The 19,611-nt window shown below is 73.0% G+C and carries 20 protein-coding genes; 18 read left to right on the top strand and 2 right to left on the bottom strand.

Annotation, left to right across the window (positions count from 1 at the left end; genetic code table 11):
* The first annotated feature begins 218 nt into the window (after window positions 1-218).
* Window positions 219-620, top strand: coding sequence for a VOC family protein (locus I3F54_RS00050; protein WP_240116357.1), 402 nt, complete (start codon window positions 219-221; stop codon window positions 618-620).
* Here I3F54_RS00050 and I3F54_RS00055 read toward each other — a convergent pair.
* Window positions 603-1,289, bottom strand: coding sequence for a DUF6597 domain-containing transcriptional factor (locus I3F54_RS00055; protein ID WP_240116358.1), 687 nt, complete (start codon window positions 1,287-1,289; stop codon window positions 603-605). The genes I3F54_RS00050 and I3F54_RS00055 overlap by 18 nt on opposite strands.
* Window positions 1,290-1,415: 126 nt before the next feature.
* On the opposite strand from I3F54_RS00055, the gene I3F54_RS00060 reads away from it, so the two are divergent.
* A complete protein-coding gene (locus I3F54_RS00060) occupies window positions 1,416-2,264 on the top strand; it encodes an NmrA family NAD(P)-binding protein (protein ID WP_240116359.1) in 849 nt (282 codons plus the stop codon).
* Between the two features lie 387 nt (window positions 2,265-2,651).
* On the opposite strand, the gene I3F54_RS00065 is transcribed toward I3F54_RS00060, so the two are convergent.
* Window positions 2,652-3,821 carry a YihY/virulence factor BrkB family protein gene (locus I3F54_RS00065; RefSeq protein WP_240116360.1) on the bottom strand — a complete coding sequence of 390 codons (1,170 nt, stop codon included), beginning with the start codon at window positions 3,819-3,821 and terminating at the stop codon, window positions 2,652-2,654.
* A gap of 124 nt (window positions 3,822-3,945) precedes the next feature.
* Here I3F54_RS00065 and I3F54_RS00070 point away from each other — a divergent pair, with 124 nt between their 5' ends.
* The 16 genes from I3F54_RS00070 (at window position 3,946) to I3F54_RS32470 (ending at window position 19,591) form a co-directional block, all read left to right on the top strand.
* A complete protein-coding gene (locus tag I3F54_RS00070) occupies window positions 3,946-5,595 on the top strand; it encodes an acyl-CoA dehydrogenase family protein (protein WP_240116361.1) in 1,650 nt (549 codons plus the stop codon).
* A gap of 285 nt (window positions 5,596-5,880) precedes the next feature.
* The gene (locus tag I3F54_RS00075) at window positions 5,881-7,179 is read left to right on the top strand and encodes a GAF domain-containing protein (protein WP_240116362.1); all 1,299 of its coding nucleotides are present in this window, start codon (window positions 5,881-5,883) and stop codon (window positions 7,177-7,179) included.
* 175 nt (window positions 7,180-7,354) lie between these two features.
* The gene (locus tag I3F54_RS00080) at window positions 7,355-8,695 is read left to right on the top strand and encodes a hypothetical protein (protein WP_240116363.1); all 1,341 of its coding nucleotides are present in this window, start codon (window positions 7,355-7,357) and stop codon (window positions 8,693-8,695) included.
* A gap of 17 nt (window positions 8,696-8,712) precedes the next feature.
* The gene (locus I3F54_RS00085) at window positions 8,713-9,285 is read left to right on the top strand and encodes a GNAT family N-acetyltransferase (protein WP_240116364.1); all 573 of its coding nucleotides are present in this window, start codon (window positions 8,713-8,715) and stop codon (window positions 9,283-9,285) included.
* Window positions 9,286-9,412: 127 nt separating this feature from the next.
* Window positions 9,413-9,496, top strand: coding sequence for a putative leader peptide (locus I3F54_RS32465; RefSeq protein WP_310887545.1), 84 nt, complete (start codon window positions 9,413-9,415; stop codon window positions 9,494-9,496).
* A gap of 127 nt (window positions 9,497-9,623) precedes the next feature.
* On the top strand, window positions 9,624-11,321 hold the full coding sequence (locus I3F54_RS00090; RefSeq protein ID WP_240116365.1) for a nitrite/sulfite reductase: 1,698 nt from the start codon (window positions 9,624-9,626) through the stop codon (window positions 11,319-11,321).
* Window positions 11,318-11,506 (top strand): hypothetical protein, encoded by a 189-nt coding sequence (locus I3F54_RS00095; protein WP_240116366.1) that lies wholly within the window; start codon window positions 11,318-11,320, stop codon window positions 11,504-11,506. The genes I3F54_RS00090 and I3F54_RS00095 overlap by 4 nt, the downstream gene beginning before the upstream one ends.
* Window positions 11,503-12,213 (top strand): phosphoadenylyl-sulfate reductase, encoded by a 711-nt coding sequence (locus I3F54_RS00100; RefSeq protein ID WP_240116367.1) that lies wholly within the window; start codon window positions 11,503-11,505, stop codon window positions 12,211-12,213. Before I3F54_RS00095 ends, I3F54_RS00100 begins: the two co-directional genes overlap by 4 nt.
* Entirely contained in the window at window positions 12,210-12,773 is a 564-nt protein-coding gene (gene cysC, locus I3F54_RS00105) for an adenylyl-sulfate kinase (RefSeq protein WP_240116368.1), read from the top strand. The genes I3F54_RS00100 and cysC overlap by 4 nt, the downstream gene beginning before the upstream one ends.
* Complete coding sequence (gene cysD, locus I3F54_RS00110) at window positions 12,770-13,705, top strand: sulfate adenylyltransferase subunit CysD (RefSeq protein ID WP_240116369.1); 936 nt, start codon at window positions 12,770-12,772, stop codon at window positions 13,703-13,705. Before cysC ends, cysD begins: the two co-directional genes overlap by 4 nt.
* A gap of 2 nt (window positions 13,706-13,707) precedes the next feature.
* Entirely contained in the window at window positions 13,708-15,042 is a 1,335-nt protein-coding gene (locus tag I3F54_RS00115) for a sulfate adenylyltransferase subunit 1 (protein WP_240116370.1), read from the top strand.
* A 227-nt stretch (window positions 15,043-15,269) separates the two neighbouring features.
* The gene (locus I3F54_RS00120; protein ID WP_240116371.1) at window positions 15,270-16,376 is read left to right on the top strand and encodes an aliphatic sulfonate ABC transporter substrate-binding protein; all 1,107 of its coding nucleotides are present in this window, start codon (window positions 15,270-15,272) and stop codon (window positions 16,374-16,376) included.
* Between the two features lie 36 nt (window positions 16,377-16,412).
* Complete coding sequence (locus tag I3F54_RS00125; protein WP_240116372.1) at window positions 16,413-17,204, top strand: ABC transporter ATP-binding protein; 792 nt, start codon at window positions 16,413-16,415, stop codon at window positions 17,202-17,204.
* Window positions 17,191-18,096: an ABC transporter permease gene (locus I3F54_RS00130; RefSeq protein ID WP_240116373.1), complete on the top strand. Its 906-nt coding sequence runs from the start codon at window positions 17,191-17,193 to the stop codon at window positions 18,094-18,096. The genes I3F54_RS00125 and I3F54_RS00130 overlap by 14 nt, the downstream gene beginning before the upstream one ends.
* An 8-nt stretch (window positions 18,097-18,104) precedes the next feature.
* A complete protein-coding gene (locus tag I3F54_RS00135; RefSeq protein ID WP_240116374.1) occupies window positions 18,105-18,842 on the top strand; it encodes a sirohydrochlorin chelatase in 738 nt (245 codons plus the stop codon).
* A 455-nt stretch (window positions 18,843-19,297) separates the two neighbouring features.
* Window positions 19,298-19,591, top strand: a complete 294-nt coding sequence (locus I3F54_RS32470; RefSeq protein ID WP_374205833.1) for a peptidoglycan-binding protein — start codon at window positions 19,298-19,300, stop codon at window positions 19,589-19,591.
* The last annotated feature ends 20 nt before the right edge of the window (window positions 19,592-19,611 follow it).

A 19,611-nucleotide genomic window follows, 5' to 3' on the forward strand; every position in this document is an offset into this window, starting at 1 on the left:
CGGTCCACACCTCGCCCCGGGCGCCTGACCCGTACCCGGCGGCCGGGCGGAATCAGGGGATGCCGCGTTCCAGCAGACGGGTGGCCGCAGGCACCCCGACGCCGCGCCCGGCGTCCGCCCCGGGCGGGCGCCCGTCGGCGGCCCCGTCCGCCGGACCGTGCAGGCCGCTGTCCGATTCGTTCAAGACCGGGCCGCCGGGCGCTGCCTACGGTGGCCGTATGACTCCACGATTCGATGCCGTCGGGCTGGTCGTCTCCGACATGGCCGCCTCCGTCTCCTTCTACCGCCGGCTCGGGTTCTCCTTCCCCGAGGGGGCCGAGCGGGAGCCGCACGCCGAGGCCGAACTGCCCGGCGGGCTACGGCTGCTGCTGGACACCGAGGAGGGCGTGCGCTCCTTCCACCCCGGCTGGCGTCCACCCTCCGGCGGCCCGCGCGCGTCGCTCGCGCTGCGCTGCGACGGGCCGGGCGAGGTCGACACGGTGTACGAGGCGCTGGTGGGCGCCGGTCACCATGGCGAGCTCAAACCGTGGGACGCCTTCTGGGGGCAGCGGTACGCCGTCGTGCACGACCCGGACGGCAACGGCGTGGACCTGTTCGCCCCGCTAGCGGCCGGCGAGTAGTTCGCTCAGTGTCCGGCCGGCCAGCTGCTTCACGTCGCGCGCGAGATGAGCCTGGTCGGCGTACCCGGCGCGGACGGCGGTGTCCGCCCCGGGCATCCCGGAGCGGGCCAGGGCGAGAGCACGCCGGAAGCGGAGGATACGGGCCAGGGTCTTCGGCCCGTAACCGAACGCCGCCAGCGAACGGCGGTGCAGCCGGCGCGCCCCGATGCCCAGCTCGTCGGCCGTGGCGGCCACGGGACGGCCCGCGTCGAGGGCCGCGACGAGCCCGCCGAGCAGGGGGTCGTACACGTCGGCCTGTGCCGCGAGCGTGAGGGCCGCCGCCTCCAGGCCGGCCTCGGGGTCGGCCGCCGCCTCGACGAGCGTGCCCAGTCGCCGGGCCCTGCCCGCGGGCCACAGATCGGCCAGATCCACGCGCCGGTCGCGCAGTTCGTGGGCGGGGACGCCGAGCAGGGCGGGTGCCACACCAGGGCGGAACCGTATCCCGGACCAGGTCACGGGCGGGCTCGCGGTGGCGTACGCCCGGGTGTCCGGTCCCGCCACCAGCAGCCGGCCCTCGCTCCACAGCAGGTCCATGCAGCCGTCGGGCAGCACGTCCTGCCCCGAGGGCCCGGACGGGGTGTTCGTCCACACCACCGCTCCGGCCGGCCGGGACGGCCTCTCCGCGTACATGCGCCTCAGGCTACGCCGCGCGCCCGCGGGTACCCGGGGCGCGGCGGCGGGGAGGCGGTCGAGCACCGCCCGGGCTGAAGGCGCTCACCGATGGGCCCGGACGGTGGACGGGAGTTCACTGGAGGTATGACAGAGCTTGCGAAGGACACGAACGTGAACGACCTGACGGTCGTGGTGACCGGCGCGTCCGGCCGTACGGGCCGGCGGGTCGCGCAGGCCGTCGACGCCGCTGGAGCCACCGTGCGGCCCGCCTCCCGGGCCCACGGCTTCGACTGGCACGACCGCGCCACCTGGGCCGACACGCTGCGCGGGGCGGACGCGGCCTACCTGGTGTACCCCTTCGACGTGGGCGCGCCGGAGGCGGCGCTGGGCGTCGGTCTGCTGGCGCACCGGGCGGTGGCACTCGGCGTGCGGCGGCTGGTGCTGCTGTCGGCGCGCGGCGAGGAGGGCGCGCGCCCCGCCGAGGAGGCGCTCCGGGAGTCCGGAGCGGACTGGACGGTGGTACGGGCCGCGTGGTTCGCCCAGAACTTCAGCGAGGGGCCGCTCGCCGAGGAGCTGCGGCGCACCGGGGAGCTGGTGTTCCCGGCCGGTGAGGTACGTGAGCCTTTCGTCGACGTCGGGGACGTCGCCGAGGTGGTGGTCGCGGCACTGGGTGACGAGCGGTACGCGGGGCAGGCGCTGGCGGTGTCGGGGCCACGGCTGCTGACGTTCGGGGAGGCGGTGTCGGCCGTGGCGGAGGCGACCGGGCGGGAGCTGCGTTACCGGCCCGTCCCGGCACCCGAGTACGGCCGGCGGCTGGCGGAGGCCGGGATGCCGGCGGAGGAGACCCGGTTCCTGGTGGACCTGTTCGAGCAGCTGCTGGACGGGCGCAACGCCTATCTGTCGGACGGCGTGCGGCAGGTGCTGGGACGCGAACCGCGGGACTTCGCCGACGTGGTGCGGGAGGCGGCCGCGGCGGGCGCCTGGACGCCCTGACCCCGGCCCGGCCCGAGCCGGCGGCCGCCCACACCGAAGCCACGGACCGGCGGGCCGGCGAGTCGGCGAGTCGGCGAGTCGGCGAGTCGGCGAGTCGGCGAGTCGGCGAGTCGGCGAGTCGGCGAGTCGGCGAGTCGGCGAGTCGGCGAGTCGGCGAGTGGCGCCCCGCCGACCGCCGGGGTCGCGAGGCCACCGGACCCGGGCCCGCGGGGCGGACGAGCCCCGGGCCGCTGAAGCGGCGCCGCCCCCTGGCCTGCCGTCGACGGCAGGGGCGGATCTCCGGGTCGGCGGTGGCGGAACGGCCCTGCCCGGGGCCTGCGGGACGCCGGGCGGCGGAGCCGGGGTGGCGACGAAGGCGGAGGCGCGGGCCGGGGCGGCGGTCCGGCGTCACTTGTCCGCGGACGGGTCCTCCGCGGTGGCCTTCGGTGCGTGGTGCGCACTGCGCGCATGGGTGCGCAGGCGGCCGGACAGGTCCTCCGGTGGCAGGAAGCGCGACCAGCGCTCGGGGAACTCCGAGGGCATGTCGGCGGGGTCGTCGGGATCCTCGTGGGCGCGGACGGCGGCGAGGTGGGCGACGTACTCGGCGGCCTCCTCCTCGCGCAGGCGCTCGTTGGCGGCGCGGGCCGCGGCTGTCGCGGCGGCCGGCCACACGCGGTCGATCGCCGCGTTGACCGCGGCTCCCACGAGCACAGCGAACGCCGACATGCCGATCCACAGCAGCACGGCGACGGCGGCGGCGAGCGAGCCGTAGATCGTCGCGCCCTCGATGGTGTGCTGGAGGTAGATGCGCAGCAGGAAGCTGCCGAGCACCCACATGCCCAGCGCGACCAGGGCACCGGGCACATCCTCGATCCAGGGGGAGCGGACCGGGACCGACACGTGGTAGAGCGTCGTCAGGAAGGCGACGGACAGGACGATGACGACCGGCCAGTACAGGACCTGGACCAGCGTCGCCGACCAGGGCACGATCCGCACGACCGCGTCCGGGCCCGCGACCATCAGAGGCAGCGCGATCGAGCCGATCAGCAGCGCCACGACGAACAGCAGGAACGCCATCAGCCGGGTCCTGACGATGCCCCGCACCCCGTCGAGGCCGTACATGACCGTGATCGTGTCGACGAAGACGTTCACCGCGCGGGAGCCGGACCACAGCGCGAACAGGAAGCCGATGGAGATCACATCGGGCCGGCCGCCGGCCAGCACGTCGTCGAGGATCGGCTGCGCGATCTGCCGGACGCCCTTGTCGGACAGGACGGTCCGGGACGCCTCCAGCAGGTTGTTCTCCAGGCTGGTGATGGTGTCGGTACCGGTCCAGTCGTCGACGTAGCCGAGCAGGCCGATGAGACTGAGCAGCAGCGGCGGCACCGACAGCAGTGTGAAGAACGCCGCTTCCGCGGCGAGACCGAGGATGCGGTACTCGATGCAGGAGTTGACGGTGTCCTTCAGCAGCAGCCAGGCGGTCCTGCGCTTGGAGACGTTCCGGTACAGGGCACGCGCCCGGTGGAGACGGCCGGAGGGGCTGCCGAGCGGCTCGGGTGACTGACTTGCTGGCTGCACGCCCTAAAGGTATCCGCCGGGACGTGGTGCACTCACCCCTGGTGGCACCGGGGGTCGTCCGCCGGCCGCGGTTGGCCGTGTCGGGCCGGTCTCGACCGGCCCGCCGGCGGGTAGGTTGCGAGACATGGCAGGCAGCACGCACACGGTGAGCAACCAGCCCGAGCCGCTGACCGGGTACGACGTCTTCTCCGCCGACCGTGCCCTGGTGGCGGCGGTCGAGCGGCACCTGGACCCCGAGTTGCTCGGCGAGGTGCGCGGGGAGTTGTCGGCACTGGGCCGATCGGCGGGGTCGGCGCAGCTCCAGGAGTGGGGCGTGCAGGCCAACGCGTTCCCGCCACGGCTGCGCACCCACGACCGCTACGGGCGGCGGATCGACGAGGTGGAGTTCCATCCGGCCTGGCACCGGCTGCTCGGCAAGGGGGTCGCGGCGGGCCTGACCGCGGCGTGGACACGGCCGGGCGGGCATGTCCGGCGGGCGGCCGGGTTCCTGGTGTGGTCGCAGGTCGAGGCCGGCAACGGATGCCCGCTGTCGATGACCCACGCGGCCGTGCCCACGCTGCGCACCGACCCGGAGCTGGCCGCCGAGTGGGAGCCCCGGCTGACGTCCATGATCTACGACCGCGAACTGCGGCCCGCGCGGCTGAAGGCGGGCGTGCTGTTCGGGATGGGCATGACGGAGAAGCAGGGCGGTAGCGACGTGCGCGCCAACACGACCGTCGCGCGTCCGCTCGCCGAGGCCGGGACGTATGCGCTGACCGGGCACAAGTGGTTCTGCTCGGCGCCGATGTCGGACGCCTTCCTGGTGCTCGCACAGGCGGCCCCAGGGACCGGAACCGGGGGGCTGACCTGTTTCCTGGTGCCGCGGGTGCTGGCGGACGGGTCCCGCAACGTCTTTCTCATCCAGCGTCTGAAGGACAAGCTCGGCAACCGCTCCAACGCGTCGGCGGAGGTCGAGTTCGACGGCACCTGGGCGCGCCGCGTCGGTGAGGAGGGGCGCGGGGTGGCGACCATCATGGGGATGGTCGCGGCGACCCGGCTGGACTGCGTACTCGGCTCGGCGGGGCTGATGCGGCAGGCGGTGGCGCAGGCGGTGCACCACTGCACGTACCGGGAGGCGTTCGGCGGCCGGCTGGTCGACAAGCCGCTGATGCGCAACGTCCTGGCCGATCTGGCTCTCGAGTCGGAGGCGGCGACGACGCTGGCGCTGCGGCTCGCGGCGGCGTACGACGACGGCGGCGAGCAGGAGCGGGCACTGCTGCGGATCGCGTTGCCGGCCGCGAAGTACTGGGTGACCAAGCGGTGTGCGCCGGTGGCGGTGGAGGCCGCCGAGTGCCTGGGCGGGAACGGCTACGTGGAGGAGTCGGGGCTGCCCCGGCTGGTGCGCGAGTCGCCGCTGAACTCGGTCTGGGAGGGCGCGGGCAACGTGCAGGCGCTGGACGTGCTGCGGGTGCTGCGGCGCGAGCCGCGGTCCCTGGACGCCTACCTGGTGGAGATCGGGCGGGCACGCGGGGCCGACCACCGGCTGGACACCGCGGCGAAGAACCTGCTGACGGAGCTGGGAGGCCTGGAGGACGTCGAGGGACGCGCCCGGCGGCTGGCCGAGCGGATCGCGCTGGTGCTCCAGGGGTCGCTGCTGGTGCGGTTCGCGCCGTCCGAGGTCGCGGACGCGTTCTGCGCGGCGCGGCTGGGCGGCGACGGCGGCGCGGCCTTCGGGACACTGCCGTCCGCACTCGACCTGGCGGCCGTCGTGGAGCGGGCCCGCCCGGTCGGATGACGCGGGGGTGGTGCTGCGCCGACACGGCACCACCCCCGCCGCGTGGGCCCGTTCGACGCCGGGGACGCCGCTCGGGACGGCGTGGCTCAAGTCTCGGTCAGCACACGAGCGCTCCACCAGAGTTGCAAGGGGTTGCAACTTGTCGGCCCGCGTGAGCGGAGTGTGCCCCTCCGTCACGGGCGGGCGGCAGTATGGGGACACGCGGCGACACCAGCCGAACAGGACCGGAGAGTATCGGCCGCAGGGCTTGACATCCGTGTCGCACGTCCTTGCCGGGAGGATCCAGTGGCGAAGACGCCCTTGAACGTGACGCATCTGGCCGCCGTCGACGCGGCGCGTGCCGCGCGGGCGCTCAGCAGGGTGCGCGAGGCGACGCTGGCCGGGCGGCGCACGACCGTCGCGCCGCGGCCGGTCATAGAGGAGTCCTGGGGACGGGTGCTGCGCAGCGGGGTGGACCCGGAACACGGCTTCCGGTCGGGGACGCTGACGGACGAGGAGGTGCAACGGCGGCGCGAGGAGTCGCCGCTCAGGCATGTGCTGCCGGTGCTGCGGCGGGGCCTGCTGTCGGTGACGGGTCCCGCCCGGCACATCATGGTGGTCGCGGACGCCGACGGGCGGGTGCTGTGGCGGGAGGGCTCCCCGGCGGTGCTGCGCAAGGCGGACGGGTTCGGTTTCGGGCCGGGGGCGGACTGCCGGGAGGACGTCGTCGGCACCAACGGGGTGGGGACGCCCGCGGTGGTGCACCGGCCGGTGCAGGTGTTCGCCGCTGAGCACTTCGTGCGTTCGCACGCCTCGTGGACCTGCGCGGGAGCCCCGATCACCGATCCGCGCGACGGGCGCATGCTCGGCGTGGTCGACGTCAGCGGGCCGCTGGACACGATGCATCCGGCGACCCTCGCCTGGGTCGACTCGGTGGCCCGGCTCGCCGAGGCGCGGCTGAGGGAGAGGCACCTGGAGTCCCTGGAACGGCTGCGGGCGACCTCGGCGCCGCTCCTGGCGCGGCTGGGCGGCCGGGCGGTGGCGGTGGACCGGCACGGCTGGACGGCGGCGGTGACGGGGATGCCGTACGCGAGCCGTGTCGCCCTGCCGAAGTCGCTCGCCGCGGGCCACCGGTGGCTGCCCGCCCTGGGCCTCTGCGCGGTGGAGCCGCTGGCAGGGGGCTGGCTGCTGCGGCACCTGGACGACGCCGGCGACGCCCTGTCGCACGGGGCCGCCCGGATCGTGCTGGACCTCTCCCGGCAGCGCGGCTGGACGGTGACGGTCACCGGTGGCGCGGGCTCCTGGAGCCACGAACTCAGCCCCCGGCACGCGGAACTGCTGTACCTGCTGGCCGTCCACCGCGCCGGCCGCAGTGCGGCGGGCCTGGCCGAGGACATGTTCGGCGACCCGGCCCGGACGGTGACCGTGCGGGCCGAGATGTCCCGGGTGCGCAGGTACCTGGGGTGCTGGTTGTCCCACCGGCCGTACCGGTTCTGCGAGGGCGCGGAGGTGGACCTGCTCCTGCCGGCGGACCCGCGTGCGCTGCTGCCGCACTCCACGGCACCCGCCGTCGTCGGGGCGCGCGACTCCGCCGCCGTGTCGTGACCGCCGGGGACATCATGGTCCGAAGGGGGACCGACGGGGGCATCTTCCGCGTATTTGCGCGGTCTTCGTCCCCCTCGGGGCCCGGCTGCCGTAGCATCCTCTACGGGCCACCCCACCTGCTCCTCGGGTCAATGCACGGATCACCAGGCGCAGTTGGCTCGTCTCGGGAGGACCGATGAAGCATCGCGGGAGACATCGCCGGCGCAGACGGGGCAGGGCGCTGCGGGCGTGCCTGACGGGGACCGCCCTGGCCCTCACCGCCGCCGCCACCATGATCAGCGCTTCCCAGGCCACGGTCACCGACGATCCGGGACCGCTCACCCGGCTCGCCTCCACGGCCGAGCTGGAGCAACTGCAACTGGCCGAGGAACCGGAGGCACGGGCGGGTCTGGACCGGCTCGCGGCGGCGATGGGGCGGCCCGTGGGGGTCGCGGAGGTCCTCGCGGGCGCCGACCACACCCTGCGCACCGCGGACGCGTGCCCGGCCGACGACCGGCGCTCGCTGCCCACGGCGCCGGCGGCCACGCGCGCGTACTGCTTCGGCGCCGCCGACACCCGGTCCTGGCGGCCGGGCGCGGTCGCCCTGCCCGGCGACCGCGCCGACGGCCGCTGGGACGGCCGCCGCGTACTGGTGTCGGCCTGGTCCCGCCCCCGCTCCGCGGAGGACGGGCCGGCCGGTGGGACGTCCGGCGGCACGGACGCCGCGTCCTCCGCCGCGCCGTCCGGCGGCGCGGGCCCGGCCCGCGTCGCCTTCATCGACGCCGCCGACCCCGACCGCCTCGCCTACACCTGGGCGCTGCTCGCGGTGCCGGTCGACGGCGGGCGCGACTACCGGGCGCTGTCCTCCCCCGTCGCCGGCATGGTCTGGTACGGCGACAAGCTCCTGGTCACCGCCGGCGGGCGGGACGACCGCGCGCTGTACGTCTACGACGTGGACCGCGTCCAGCGCGCCGATGTGGACAGCACCGCCGTCGGCCGGGTTCCGGGCGGCTGGTCGGCGGGAGGAGCCCGGTTCGTACTGCCGGCCGTGGGCGCGTACCGGCTCACCGGCGACGCCCGGATCGGCAGCATCGCCCTGGACCGCACGACCTCCCCGGACAGCCTGGTGGCGAGCGAGGCCGTGCCCGAGGGCAGCCGGCGCCCCACGCGGCTGTGGCGCTACTCCCTCAGCCTCGACCCGGCGCGCGCCGGGCTGCCGTCCGTCGATCCGCGCGGACGGGCGGTCCCCGACGCGGCGTACGAGACGAAGGTCACCGAGGTGCGCGGCGTGCTGGCGCGGGGGCCGGTCTGGTACGTCACCGGTGCGGCGGAGAACGCCGACGGCCACGGCATGCTGTGGCGCCTGGAGGACGGCGGCGGCACCTCGGCGCGGTGCGGGCCGGACGACACCCGGCAGTGCTGGAGCGCGCCCGCCGGATCGCTGACGCTGGCGGAGGGGACCGGAGCGGTCTGGTCGCAGTCCGGGCGGATGCTGTTCTCGCAGGGGCTGAACGCGATCGACAGCTCGCAGGGGTAGATGGTTCCCTGGCCGGTATGGCCAACATCCCCGTCACCACCTGGTCCCTCGAACAGACGTCCCCGACCGACCTCCTGCCTGCCCCCGCGCCCGAGGGAGACGTCCGCATCATCCGCGGCGAGGTGCCCTCCCCCGAGTTCAGCCGCTTCCTGTACGCCTCTGTCGGCGGGGACATCCGGTGGACGGACCGGCTCGGCTGGAGCCACGCCCGGTGGCAGGAGTACCTGGACCGGCCCGGGGTCGAGACCTGGGTGGCCTACGACCGGGGCACCCCCGCCGGGTTCGTGGAGCTGGAGCCGCAGGACGACGGAGTCGTGGAGATCGTCTACTTCGGACTGATCCCGGCCTTCCGCGGGCGGCGGATCGGTGGGCATCTGCTGTCGTACGGCGCCGCCCGCGCCTGGGACCTGGCGGACCGCTGGCCGGGACGGGGGGAGACGAAACGGGTGTGGCTGCACACGTGCAGCAAGGACGGCGAGTACGCCATGGACAACTACCTGCGGCGCGGCTTCCGGCTCTTCGAGACCGAGGTGGAGGAGGAGCCGGAGGTGCCGACGCCGGGCCCGTGGCCCGGGGCCTACCCTGCCTGACCTGCATCGACAAGGCCCTTTGCGGCCAGTGTGACTGACGACACCCTTGTCCCATATAGCGGGACAAGGGTGTCCGCATATTGGACGAAGCTGGACTGTGTCCAGATCGCCGTGACACGCTTCCGTCATGCCTGGAACTGGAATCGCCTTGGTGAGTCGGCGGCACGTCGACCTCGGCCGCATGTCCAGCGCCATCTGTCCGGCGCGCTGACAGCCGCCAGCATTCCGTTCCCGCTCCCCTTCCCGACTGCCCTGCGCAACGCCGCGCACGTGTGCCTCCGTGCGCCAAAAGGGCAGGTCAGAGTCGCTTTCCGCCTGTCCCGAAGGACGTGTCCGCCATGGCCGCCACCCCGCAGAACCCTGCCGCCTCCTCGTCTCGCCGCAAGGTGAGCCGACACCGCGGCGAGGGTCAGTGGGCCGCGGGGCACTTCACCCCGCTCAACGGCAACGAACAGCTGAAGAAGGACGACGACGGTCTCAATGTGCGGACACGCATTGAGACGGTGTACTCCAAGCGGGGCTTCGACTCCATCGACCCCAGCGACCTGCGCGGCCGGATGCGCTGGTGGGGCCTGTACACCCAGCGCAAGCCCGGCGTCGACGGCGGCAAGACCGCGATCCTGGAGCCGGAGGAACTGGACGACGAGTACTTCATGCTCCGCGTCCGCATCGACGGCGGCGCGCTGACCACCCGGCAGCTCCGGGTCGTCGGCGAGATCTCCGAGGAGTTCGCGCGCGGCACCGCCGACATCACCGACCGGCAGAACGTGCAGTACCACTGGATCCGGATCGAGGACGTGCCCGAGATCTGGAACCGCCTGGAGTCCGTGGGCCTGTCCACCGTGACCGCCTGCGGCGACACCCCGCGCGTGATCATCGGCTCCCCGGTCGCGGGCATCGCCGAGGACGAGATCATCGACGGCACGCCGGCCCTGGAGGAGATCAAGCGCCGGGTCCTGAACAACAAGGCGTTCTCCAACCTCCCCCGCAAGTTCAAGTCCGCGATCTCCGGCTCGCCGCTGCTGGACGTGGTGCACGAGATCAACGACGTGGCGTTCGTCGGCGTCCGGCACCCCGAGCACGGCCCGGGCTTCGACGTGTGGGTCGGCGGCGGCCTGTCCACCAACCCCAAGCTGGGCGTGCGGCTGGGCGCCTGGGTACCGCGCGACGAGGTCGCGGACGTCTACGAGGGCGTCCTCTCCATCTTCCGCGACTACGGCTACCGCAGGCTGCGCACCCGGGCCCGCCTGAAGTTCCTCGTCGCCGACTGGGGTGCGGAGAAGTTCCGGCAGGTACTGGAGGACGAGTACCTGGGACGCCGCCTGACCGACGGCCCCGCCCCCGAGCAGCCGGTGCAGCAGTGGCGCGACCACGTCGGCGTGCACCGCCAGAAGGACGGCCGCTACTACGTCGGTCTCGCGCCGCGGGTCGGCCGGGTCGACGGCGCCACCCTGACGAAGATCGCCGACCTGGCGGAGGCGCACGGCTCGGGCCGGATCCGCACCACCGTCGAGCAGAAGATGATCATCCTCGACGTGGCGGAGGACCGGGTCGACTCGCTCGTGGACGGCCTGGAGGCGCTGGACCTCACCGCCCGGCCGTCCTCCTTCCGCCGCGGGACGCTGGCCTGCACCGGCATCGAGTTCTGCAAGCTCGCCATCGTCGAGACCAAGCAGCGCGGCTCCCAGCTGATCGACGAACTGGAGCGCCGCCTGCCGGAGTTCGACGAGCCGATCACCATCAACATCAACGGCTGCCCGAACGCCTGCGCCCGTATCCAGGTCGCGGACATCGGTCTCAAGGGCCAGCTGGTCGTCGACGACCGGGGCGAGCAGGTGGAGGGGTTCCAGGTGCACCTGGGCGGCGCGCTCGGCCTGGAGCCGGGCTTCGGCCGCAAGGTGCGCGGACTGAAGGTCACCGCCGAGGAACTGCCCGACTACGTCGAGCGGGTGCTCAAGCGGTTCCAGGCCGAGCGCACGGACGGCGAGCGCTTCGCGGCCTGGGCGGCGCGGGCGTCCGAGGAGGCCCTGTCGTGAGCGAACGTGCCGCCCCGTTCTACTGCCCGTACTGCGGGGACGAGGACCTGCGTCCCAGCGAGGCCCCGGAGGGGGGCCACGGCGCCTGGGAGTGCGCGGCCTGCAACCGCGCGTTCCGGCTGAAGTTCCTCGGGCTGCTCGCGCGGGGCGTCCGGCGAGCCGACAACGGAGGGGACCCCAGATGACGACGGCTCAGGAAGACCGTGACGCCGAGGAGTTGAAGGCACTCGCCGAACAGGCGGGCCGCGACCTGGAGGACGCCTCCGCGCTGGAGATCCTCCAGTGGGCGGCCGAGACCTTCGGCGAGGACTTCTGCGTGACGTCCTCCATGGAGGACGCGGTCGTCGCACACCTGGCGTCCCGCGCCATGAAGGGCGTCGACGTGGTGTTCCTCGACACCGGCTACCACTTCCCGGAGACCCTCGGCACCCGGGACGCGGTGGAGGCCGTGATGGACGTCAACGTCATCACGCTGACCCCGCGTCGGACGGTCGCCGAGCAGGACGCCGAGTACGGTCCCCGGCTGCACGACCGCGACCCGGACCTGTGCTGCAGGCTCCGCAAGGTGCAGCCGCTGGAGGAGGGCCTGAAGGGCTACCGGGCCTGGGCGACCGGACTGCGCCGGGACGAGGCCGAGACCCGGGCGAACACCCCGGTGGTCGGCTGGGACGCCCGGCGGCGGAAGGTCAAGGTCTCCCCCATCGCCCGCTGGACGCGGGACGACGTCGACGCCTACGTGGCCGAGCACGGCGTGCTGACCAACCCGCTGCTGATGGACGGCTACACCTCCGTCGGCTGCGCCCCCTGCACCCGCCGCGTCCTCGCGGGCGAGGACGCGCGCGCCGGCCGCTGGGCGGGCCGCGCCAAGACCGAGTGCGGGCTGCACGGATGACGACGAACCATCAGGAGACCGACGTGACGAGCGGAGCCACCGTCTGGCTCACGGGTCTGCCGAGCGCCGGCAAGACGACCATCGCGTACGAACTGGCCGGACGGCTGCGCGCCGAGGGCCACCGCGTCGAGGTGCTCGACGGCGACGAGATCCGCGAGTTCATCTCCGCGGGGCTCGGCTTCAGCCGCGAGGACCGGCACACCAACGTCCAGCGCATCGGCTTCGTCGCCGAACTGCTCGCCCGCAACGGCGTCAAGGCGCTCGTCCCGGTCATCGCGCCGTACTCCGACAGCCGGGAGGCGGTGCGCAAGCGGCACGACACGCACGGGACGGCGTACCTGGAGGTGCACGTGGCGACGCCGGTCGAGGTGTGCTCCGTCCGCGACGTGAAGGGCCTGTACGCCAAGCAGGCCGCGGGCGAGCTGACCGGGCTCACCGGTGTCGACGACCCGTACGAGCAGCCCGAGACGCCCGACCTGCGGATCGAGTCGCAGAACCAGACCGTGCAGGAGTCCGCGACAGCGGTCCACACCCTGCTCAGCGAAAGGGGACTGGCATGACCACCGTCGCCACCCTCGCCGAGGGCACCGGCAGCCCGTACGCGCTCTCCCACCTGGACGCTCTGGAGTCCGAGGCGGTGCACATCTTCCGCGAGGTCGCGGGCGAGTTCGAGAACCCGGTGATCCTCTTCTCCGGCGGCAAGGACTCCATCCTCATGCTGCACCTGGCACTGAAGGCCTTCACCCCCGCACCCGTCCCCTTCTCCCTCCTCCACGTGGACACCGGCCACAACTTCCCCGAGGTCCTCGCCTACCGCGACCGCGTCGTCGCCGCACACGGTCTGCGCCTGCACATCGCCTCCGTACAGGACTACATCGACCGCGGCGTCCTCAAGGAACGCCCCGACGGCACCCGCAACCCCCTCCAGACACTCCCCCTCACCGAGAAGATCCAGAACGAGCGGTTCGACGCCGTCTTCGGCGGCGGACGCCGCGACGAGGAGAAGGCCCGCGCCAAGGAACGCGTCTTCTCCCTCCGCGACGAGTTCTCCCAGTGGGACCCCCGCCGCCAACGCCCCGAGCTGTGGAACCTCTACAACGGCCGCCACGCCCCCGGCGAACACGTCCGCGTCTTCCCCCTGTCCAACTGGACCGAACTCGACGTCTGGCAGTACATCGCCCGCGAACACGTCGACCTTCCCGGGATCTACTTCGCACACGAACGCGAGGTGTTCCGCCGCGGCGGCATGTGGCTCACCGCCGGCGACTGGGGCGGACCCGACGACGGCGAGACGGTCGAGAAGCGCCTCGTGCGCTACCGCACCGTCGGAGACATGTCCTGCACCGGAGCCGTCGACTCCGACGCCACCACGCTCGACGCCGTGATCGCCGAGATCGCCGCCTCCCGGCTGACCGAACGCGGCGCCACCCGCGCCGACGACAGACTCTCCGAGGCCGCGATGGAAGACCGCAAGCGCGAAGGGTACTTCTAGCCATGAGCACGACCACCACCGAGGCGCTCTCGGCCACCACCCTCCTGCGGTTCGCCACCGCCGGCTCCGTCGACGACGGCAAGTCCACCCTCGTCGGCCGGCTCCTGCACGACTCCAAGTCGGTCCTCACCGACCAACTGGAGGCGGTGGAAAGGGCATCGGCCCACCGCGGCCAGGACGCCCCCGACCTCGCCCTGCTCACCGACGGGCTGCGTGCCGAACGCGAACAGGGCATCACCATCGACGTCGCCTACCGCTACTTCGCCACCCCCCGCCGCCGCTTCATCCTCGCCGACACCCCCGGCCACGTGCAGTACACCCGCAACATGGTCACCGGCGCCTCCACCGCCGAACTCACCGTCATCCTCGTCGACGCCCGCAACGGCGTCGTCGAACAGACCCGCCGCCACGCCGCCATCGCCGCCCTCCTGCGCGTCCCCCACGTCGTCCTCGCGGTCAACAAGATGGACCTCGCCGGACACAGCGAAACCGTCTTCGCCACCATCGCCGAGGAATTCACCGCCTACGCAACCGAACTGGGCATTCCCGAGATCACCGCGATCCCGATCTCGGCCCTCGAGGGCGACAACGTCGTGGAACCCTCCGCGAACATGGACTGGTACGGCGGCCCGACCGTGCTGGAGCACCTGGAGACCGTCCCGGTCAGCCACGACCTGGCGCACTGCCACGCCCGGCTTCCCGTGCAGTACGTGATCCGCCCGCAGACCGCCGAGCACCCCGACTACCGCGGCTACGCGGGCCAGATCTCCGCCGGCAGCTTCCGGGTCGGCGAGCAGGTGACCGTCCTGCCGTCCGGCCGGACCACCACGGTCACCGGGATCGACTTGCTGGGCGAGCCGGTCGAGGTGGCCTGGACCCCTCAGTCGGTGACCCTGCTGCTCGCGGACGACATCGACATCTCCCGCGGCGACCTGCTCGTGCCCAGCAAGGACGCGCCGGCCACCACACAGGACGTGGAGGCGACCGTGTGCCACGTCGCCGACCAGCCGCTGACGGTCGGCCACCGGGTGCTGCTCAAGCACGGCACCCGCACGGTGAAGGCGATCGTGAAGGACATCCCGTCCCGGCTGACGCTGGACGACCTGTCCCTGCACCCGCACCCGGGACAGCTGGTCGCCAACGACATCGGCCGGGTGAAGATCCGCACCGCCGAACCGCTGCCCGTCGACTCCTACGCCGACTCGCGGCGCACCGGCTCCTTCATCCTCATCGACCCCAACGACGGCACCACGCTCACCGCGGGCATGGTCGGCGAGTCCTTCGCCGCCCCGGAGCCGGTCAAGGACGCGGCCGAGGACGACGGGTGGGACTTCTGATGGAGAGCACCGCCGTCCCCGGCGCGGCGTTCGTGCCGGAGGGCGCCCGCATCGGCCGGACGCGCCCCCGCACGAGGTCCGGCGTGCCGGGCGGCGGGCGGGGCGGGGTGGCGCGATGTGCGTGACCCCGTGCCCGTGCCGCTCCCGTCACCGACGAAAACGCCCTGCCGATCTCCCGGCCACGGCCTGAGGCCGTGACCGCCGGGCCACCGAGAGGAACCCCTCCCGTGCCTGCCACGTCCGTCCCCCGCCGCGTCCTCGTGGTCCTCGCCGCTCTGCCGCTGCTGGCCCTCGCCGCCTGCGGATACGGCTCCCGGGCCGTCGACGGCCCCGCGCGGCAGCAGGCCGTGCCCGGTGCGGCCAAGGTCGACGGACTGGACTCCGTGCGGATCGGCTACTTCGGCAGCCTGACCCACGGCACGGCCCTGGTCGGCCACCACGAGGGCTTCCTGCAGCGGGCGCTGGGCGGCACCCGGGCCAGGTACCAGGTGTTCAACGCCGGCCCGTCCGAGATCGAGGCGATCAACTCCGGCTCCCTCGACGTCGGCTGGATCGGTCCTTCCCCGGCGATCAACGGCTACACCAGGTCGGAGGGCGGGAACCTGCGCATCGTCGGCGGTTCCGCGTCCGGCGGGGTGAAGCTGCTGGTCGACCCGGAGAAGATCAGGACCCTCGACGACGTCAAGGGCCGCCGGATCGCCACTCCGCAGTTCGGCAACACCCAGGACGTGGCGCTCCTGGACTGGATCGCGCAGCGGGGCTGGAAGGTCGACGCGCTGAGCGGCAAGGGCGACGTGTCGGTCGTGCGCACGGACAACAAGATCGTGCCCGACGCCTACCGGTCCGGGTCGATCGACGGCGCGTGGGTGCCGGAGCCGACCGCGTCGCGGCTGGTCGCCGAGGGGGCGAAGGTGCTGCTCGACGAGTCGGACCTGTGGCCGGACAGGAAGTTCGTGACCACGAACATCGTCGTGTCGCAGAAGTTCCTCAAGGAGCACCCGCAGGCCGTCGAGGCGGTGCTGAAGGCGTCGGTCGAGACCAACCGGTGGATCAACGCCCATCCGCAGGAGGCGAAGGCCGCGGCCAACGCCCAGTTGCGGGCCGACGCCGGAAAGGCGCTGCCGAACGAGATCCTCGACCCGGCATGGGAGTCCATCCGGTTCACCGACGACCCGCTGGCCGGCACCCTCGCCGCTCAGGCGGCGCACGCCGTGCGGTCCGGGCTGCTGGAGCGGCCGGAGCTGGCCGGCATCTACGACGTGGCTCCGCTCAACCGGGTCCTCACGGCGATGGGCGAGCCCACCGTCGGCGACGCCGGACTCGGTGTCAGGTAAGCCCCCAGACCACGCAATTCCCAGGAGGTGACGACCATGGCCGTGACGATCGTCAAGGCCGAGGGCGCCGGCGCCGAGGCAGTCGAGTACGCCGCCCGGATCGACCGCGTCTCGAAGTCCTTCGCCGGGCCCACCGGACAGCATCTCGTGCTGGACGACATCAGCCTCGATGTCGCGCCGGGCGAGTTCGTCACCCTTCTGGGGGCCTCGGGCTGCGGCAAGTCGACGCTGCTGAATCTGGTGGCCGGCCTGGACCGGCCCAGTTCGGGTGAGATCGGCACCGACGGGCGCCCGGCCCTGATGTTCCAGGAACACGCCCTGTTCCCGTGGCTGACCGCCGGGAAGAACGTCGAACTCGCTCTGAAGCTGCGGGGCGTGCCCCGCAGCGAGCGGCGCGGCCGGGCCGAGGAACTGCTCGAACTGGTGCGTCTGAAGGGCTCGTACGGCAAGCGGGTGCACGAGCTGTCCGGTGGCATGCGCCAGCGGGTGGCGATGGCCCGCGCCCTCGCCCAGGACAGCCGGCTGCTGCTGATGGACGAACCGTTCGCCGCACTGGACGCGATCACCCGGGACGTGCTGCACGACGAGCTGACCCGGATCTGGGCGGAGACCGGCCTGTCGGTGCTGTTCGTCACGCACAACGTGCGGGAGGCCGTGCGGCTGGCCCAGCGGGTGGTGCTGCTGGCGTCCCGGCCCGGCCGGGTCGCACGTGAGTGGCGGGTGGACATCCCGCAGCCGCGCCGGATCGAGGACGCCCCGGTGGCCGAGCTGTCCCGTGAGATCACCGAAGTACTGCGTGGGGAGATCCGCCGTCATGGCCAGCACTGAGACGACCGATACGCCGGTGGAGGCGTCCGCCGGGGACGGCCTCGACGGGCTGGAGGCCGGCCTCGACGCCCTGGAGACCTCCGAGGCGGGCCGCCCCCCGTTCCGGAGAACGCTGATCGACAAGGTCCTGCCGCCGGTCGTCGCCGTCGCCGTGGTGCTGGTGGTGTGGCAGGGCCTGATCTCGCTGCGGATCGTCGACGACCCGGCCGGGCTGCCGTCCCCGGCCGACGTGGCCGGCGAGTTCAGGGACGCCTGGCTGCAGGGCACCCTGCTCGACTTCGTCTGGACGAGCATCTCCCGCGGTCTGCTCGGCTTCCTGTTCGCGCTCGCCATCGGCACCCCGCTGGGGCTGCTGGTGGCCCGGGTGAGGTTCGTGCGCGCCGCGATCGGGCCGATCCTGTCCGGGCTCCAGTCGCTGCCGAGCGTGGCGTGGGTACCGCCGGCGGTGATCTGGCTGGGTCTGAACAACTCGATGATGTACGCGGTGATCCTGCTGGGGGCCGTGCCGTCGGTCGCCAACGGCCTGGTCTCCGGCATCGACCAGGTGCCGCCGCTGTTCCTGCGGGCGGGCCGCACCATGGGCGCCACAGGCCTGCGGGGCGCCTGGCACATCGTCATGCCGGCCGCCCTGCCGGGCTACCTGGGCGGGCTGAAGCAGGGCTGGGCGTTCTCCTGGCGGTCGCTGATGGCCGCGGAGATCATCGCCTCCTCGCCCGACCTGGGCATCGGCCTGGGCGCGCTGCTGGAGAACGGCCGCAACGCCAGCTCCATGGCCATGGTGTTCGAGGCGATCATCCTGATCCTGTTCGTCGGCATCGCGATCGACCTGCTGATCTTCAGTCCGCTGGAGCGGTGGGTGCTGCGCAGCCGCGGCCTGCTGGTGAGGAACTGAGGTACGTCATGCGCGCTCCGGTCCTGCTCGTCATCGCCCACGGCAGCCGCGACCCGCGGCACGCCGCGACCGTGCACGCCCTGGTGGAGCGGGTGCGGACGTCCCGGCCCGGCCTGCGGGTGGAGACGGGCTTCCTGGACTTCAACATCCCCTCCGTGCACGGGGTGCTCGACGCCCTGGCGGCCGAGGGCGTCCGTGACGTCGTGGCGCTGCCGCTGCTGCTGACCCGCGCCTTCCACGCCAAGGCGGACATCCCCGCGGTCCTGCGGGGGGCCCCGCCGCGGCTGCGGATCCGGCAGGCGGAGGTGCTGGGCCCGTCCCCGCTGCTGCTCGCGGCGCTGGAGCGGCGCCTGTACGAGGCGGGGCTGTCGCCCGCCGACAAGTCCTCGACCGGGGTCGTCCTGGCCTCGGCGGGGTCGAGCGACCCGGAGGCGAGGGCAGTGATCGCTGACATCGCGCGGGAGTGGCGGCACACCGGTTGGTGCGCCGTGCGGCCTGCCTTCGCCTCCGCCTCCCTGCCTCGCACACAGGACGCGGTGCGCGCGCTGCGTGCCGACGGCTGCGAGCGGGTGGCCGTCGCGCCGTACGTCCTGGCCCCCGGCTTCCTCCCGGACCGCATCGCCCGGGGCGCGGCCGGAGCGGACGTCCTCGCGGACGTCCTCGGCTCCGCACCGGAGGTGGCACGGCTGCTGCTCCGGCGCTACGAAGAGACCCGGGTACCGGGCCTCACGGCCGTCGGCGCCTGAACGGACCACCGGCCAGCGTCGCGGGGCGCGCCCGCCGCCAGCGGCAGCGCGGCGGCAGGTCGCGCTTCACTGCCCACGTGCCACCGGCCCCGCAGTGACGAGGCCCTCGGCGACGGGAGCCGCGGGCTCTCGGCATGGGAGCCATCGCGCCGCTCAAGGACCGGTGTGCGAACAGTTCGTAGCATCAGATTGCGACGAACGCGAGTGGAGCCACGTCCGAATGCGGTAGGCATGCAGGCAGCGCCGACAGCCCTCCCCGAGATGCAGTCCGGTTACGGGAAGCGCACGATGAGAGAAGGGCGACCTCTCTGGAGGTAATCCGAATGCGACGTCTACTCAACGCCGTAGCGGCCCTGGCCCTTCCAATTTCCCTTGCAGGAGCACCTGCTGTAGCGGCGTCGCACGGCATTCCGACGACCACCTCGGCGACCAGCGCCAGTGCCGCACACAAGTTGATGCTTCCAACAAGTCTCGCGGCCCAGGGACCTGACGACGTATGCGACTACACCAAAAGCCGGCCGAACCTTCGCCTGGGGTCGTCCGGGCCCGCGGTCAGACAAGCCCAGTGCTACCTGAATCAGGCCATAGGTGCTGACCTGATCGAGGACGGAGACTTGGGCCGGGTCACCCGAGCCGCGACAAAGGAATTCCAGCGATGTGCCGACATCGTGGTCGACGGGCGCATCGGAGCCCAGACCTGGTCGTTCCTTTCCTTCTGGGCCAACGCGCCAGGTGCTCCCTTCTGTTGACCGGACCAGGTCGTGGAGGG

It is taken from the genome of Streptomyces sp. MUM 2J (genome assembly GCF_022414535.1).
GTDB lineage: Bacteria > Actinomycetota > Actinomycetes > Streptomycetales > Streptomycetaceae > Streptomyces.

Bases quoted from the DNA above. Each gene is read 5' to 3' on its own strand.
- I3F54_RS00050 (WP_240116357.1), top strand. From the start codon at position 219: ATGACTCCACGATTCGATGCCGTCGGGCTGGTCGTCTCCGACATGGCC.
- I3F54_RS00055 (WP_240116358.1), bottom strand. From the start codon at position 1,289: ATGTACGCGGAGAGGCCGTCCCGGCCGGCCGGAGCGGTGGTGTGGACG.
- I3F54_RS00060 (WP_240116359.1), top strand. From the start codon at position 1,416: ATGACAGAGCTTGCGAAGGACACGAACGTGAACGACCTGACGGTCGTG.
- I3F54_RS00070 (WP_240116361.1), top strand. From the start codon at position 3,946: ATGGCAGGCAGCACGCACACGGTGAGCAACCAGCCCGAGCCGCTGACC.
- I3F54_RS00080 (WP_240116363.1), top strand. From the start codon at position 7,355: ATGAAGCATCGCGGGAGACATCGCCGGCGCAGACGGGGCAGGGCGCTG.
- I3F54_RS00085 (WP_240116364.1), top strand. From the start codon at position 8,713: ATGGCCAACATCCCCGTCACCACCTGGTCCCTCGAACAGACGTCCCCG.
- I3F54_RS32465 (WP_310887545.1), top strand. From the start codon at position 9,413: ATGCCTGGAACTGGAATCGCCTTGGTGAGTCGGCGGCACGTCGACCTC.
- I3F54_RS00090 (WP_240116365.1), top strand. From the start codon at position 9,624: ATGGCCGCCACCCCGCAGAACCCTGCCGCCTCCTCGTCTCGCCGCAAG.
- I3F54_RS00100 (WP_240116367.1), top strand. From the start codon at position 11,503: ATGACGACGGCTCAGGAAGACCGTGACGCCGAGGAGTTGAAGGCACTC.
- cysC (WP_240116368.1), top strand. From the start codon at position 12,210: ATGACGACGAACCATCAGGAGACCGACGTGACGAGCGGAGCCACCGTC.
- cysD (WP_240116369.1), top strand. From the start codon at position 12,770: ATGACCACCGTCGCCACCCTCGCCGAGGGCACCGGCAGCCCGTACGCG.
- I3F54_RS00115 (WP_240116370.1), top strand. From the start codon at position 13,708: ATGAGCACGACCACCACCGAGGCGCTCTCGGCCACCACCCTCCTGCGG.
- I3F54_RS00125 (WP_240116372.1), top strand. From the start codon at position 16,413: ATGGCCGTGACGATCGTCAAGGCCGAGGGCGCCGGCGCCGAGGCAGTC.
- I3F54_RS00130 (WP_240116373.1), top strand. From the start codon at position 17,191: ATGGCCAGCACTGAGACGACCGATACGCCGGTGGAGGCGTCCGCCGGG.
- I3F54_RS00135 (WP_240116374.1), top strand. From the start codon at position 18,105: ATGCGCGCTCCGGTCCTGCTCGTCATCGCCCACGGCAGCCGCGACCCG.
- I3F54_RS32470 (WP_374205833.1), top strand. From the start codon at position 19,298: ATGCTTCCAACAAGTCTCGCGGCCCAGGGACCTGACGACGTATGCGAC.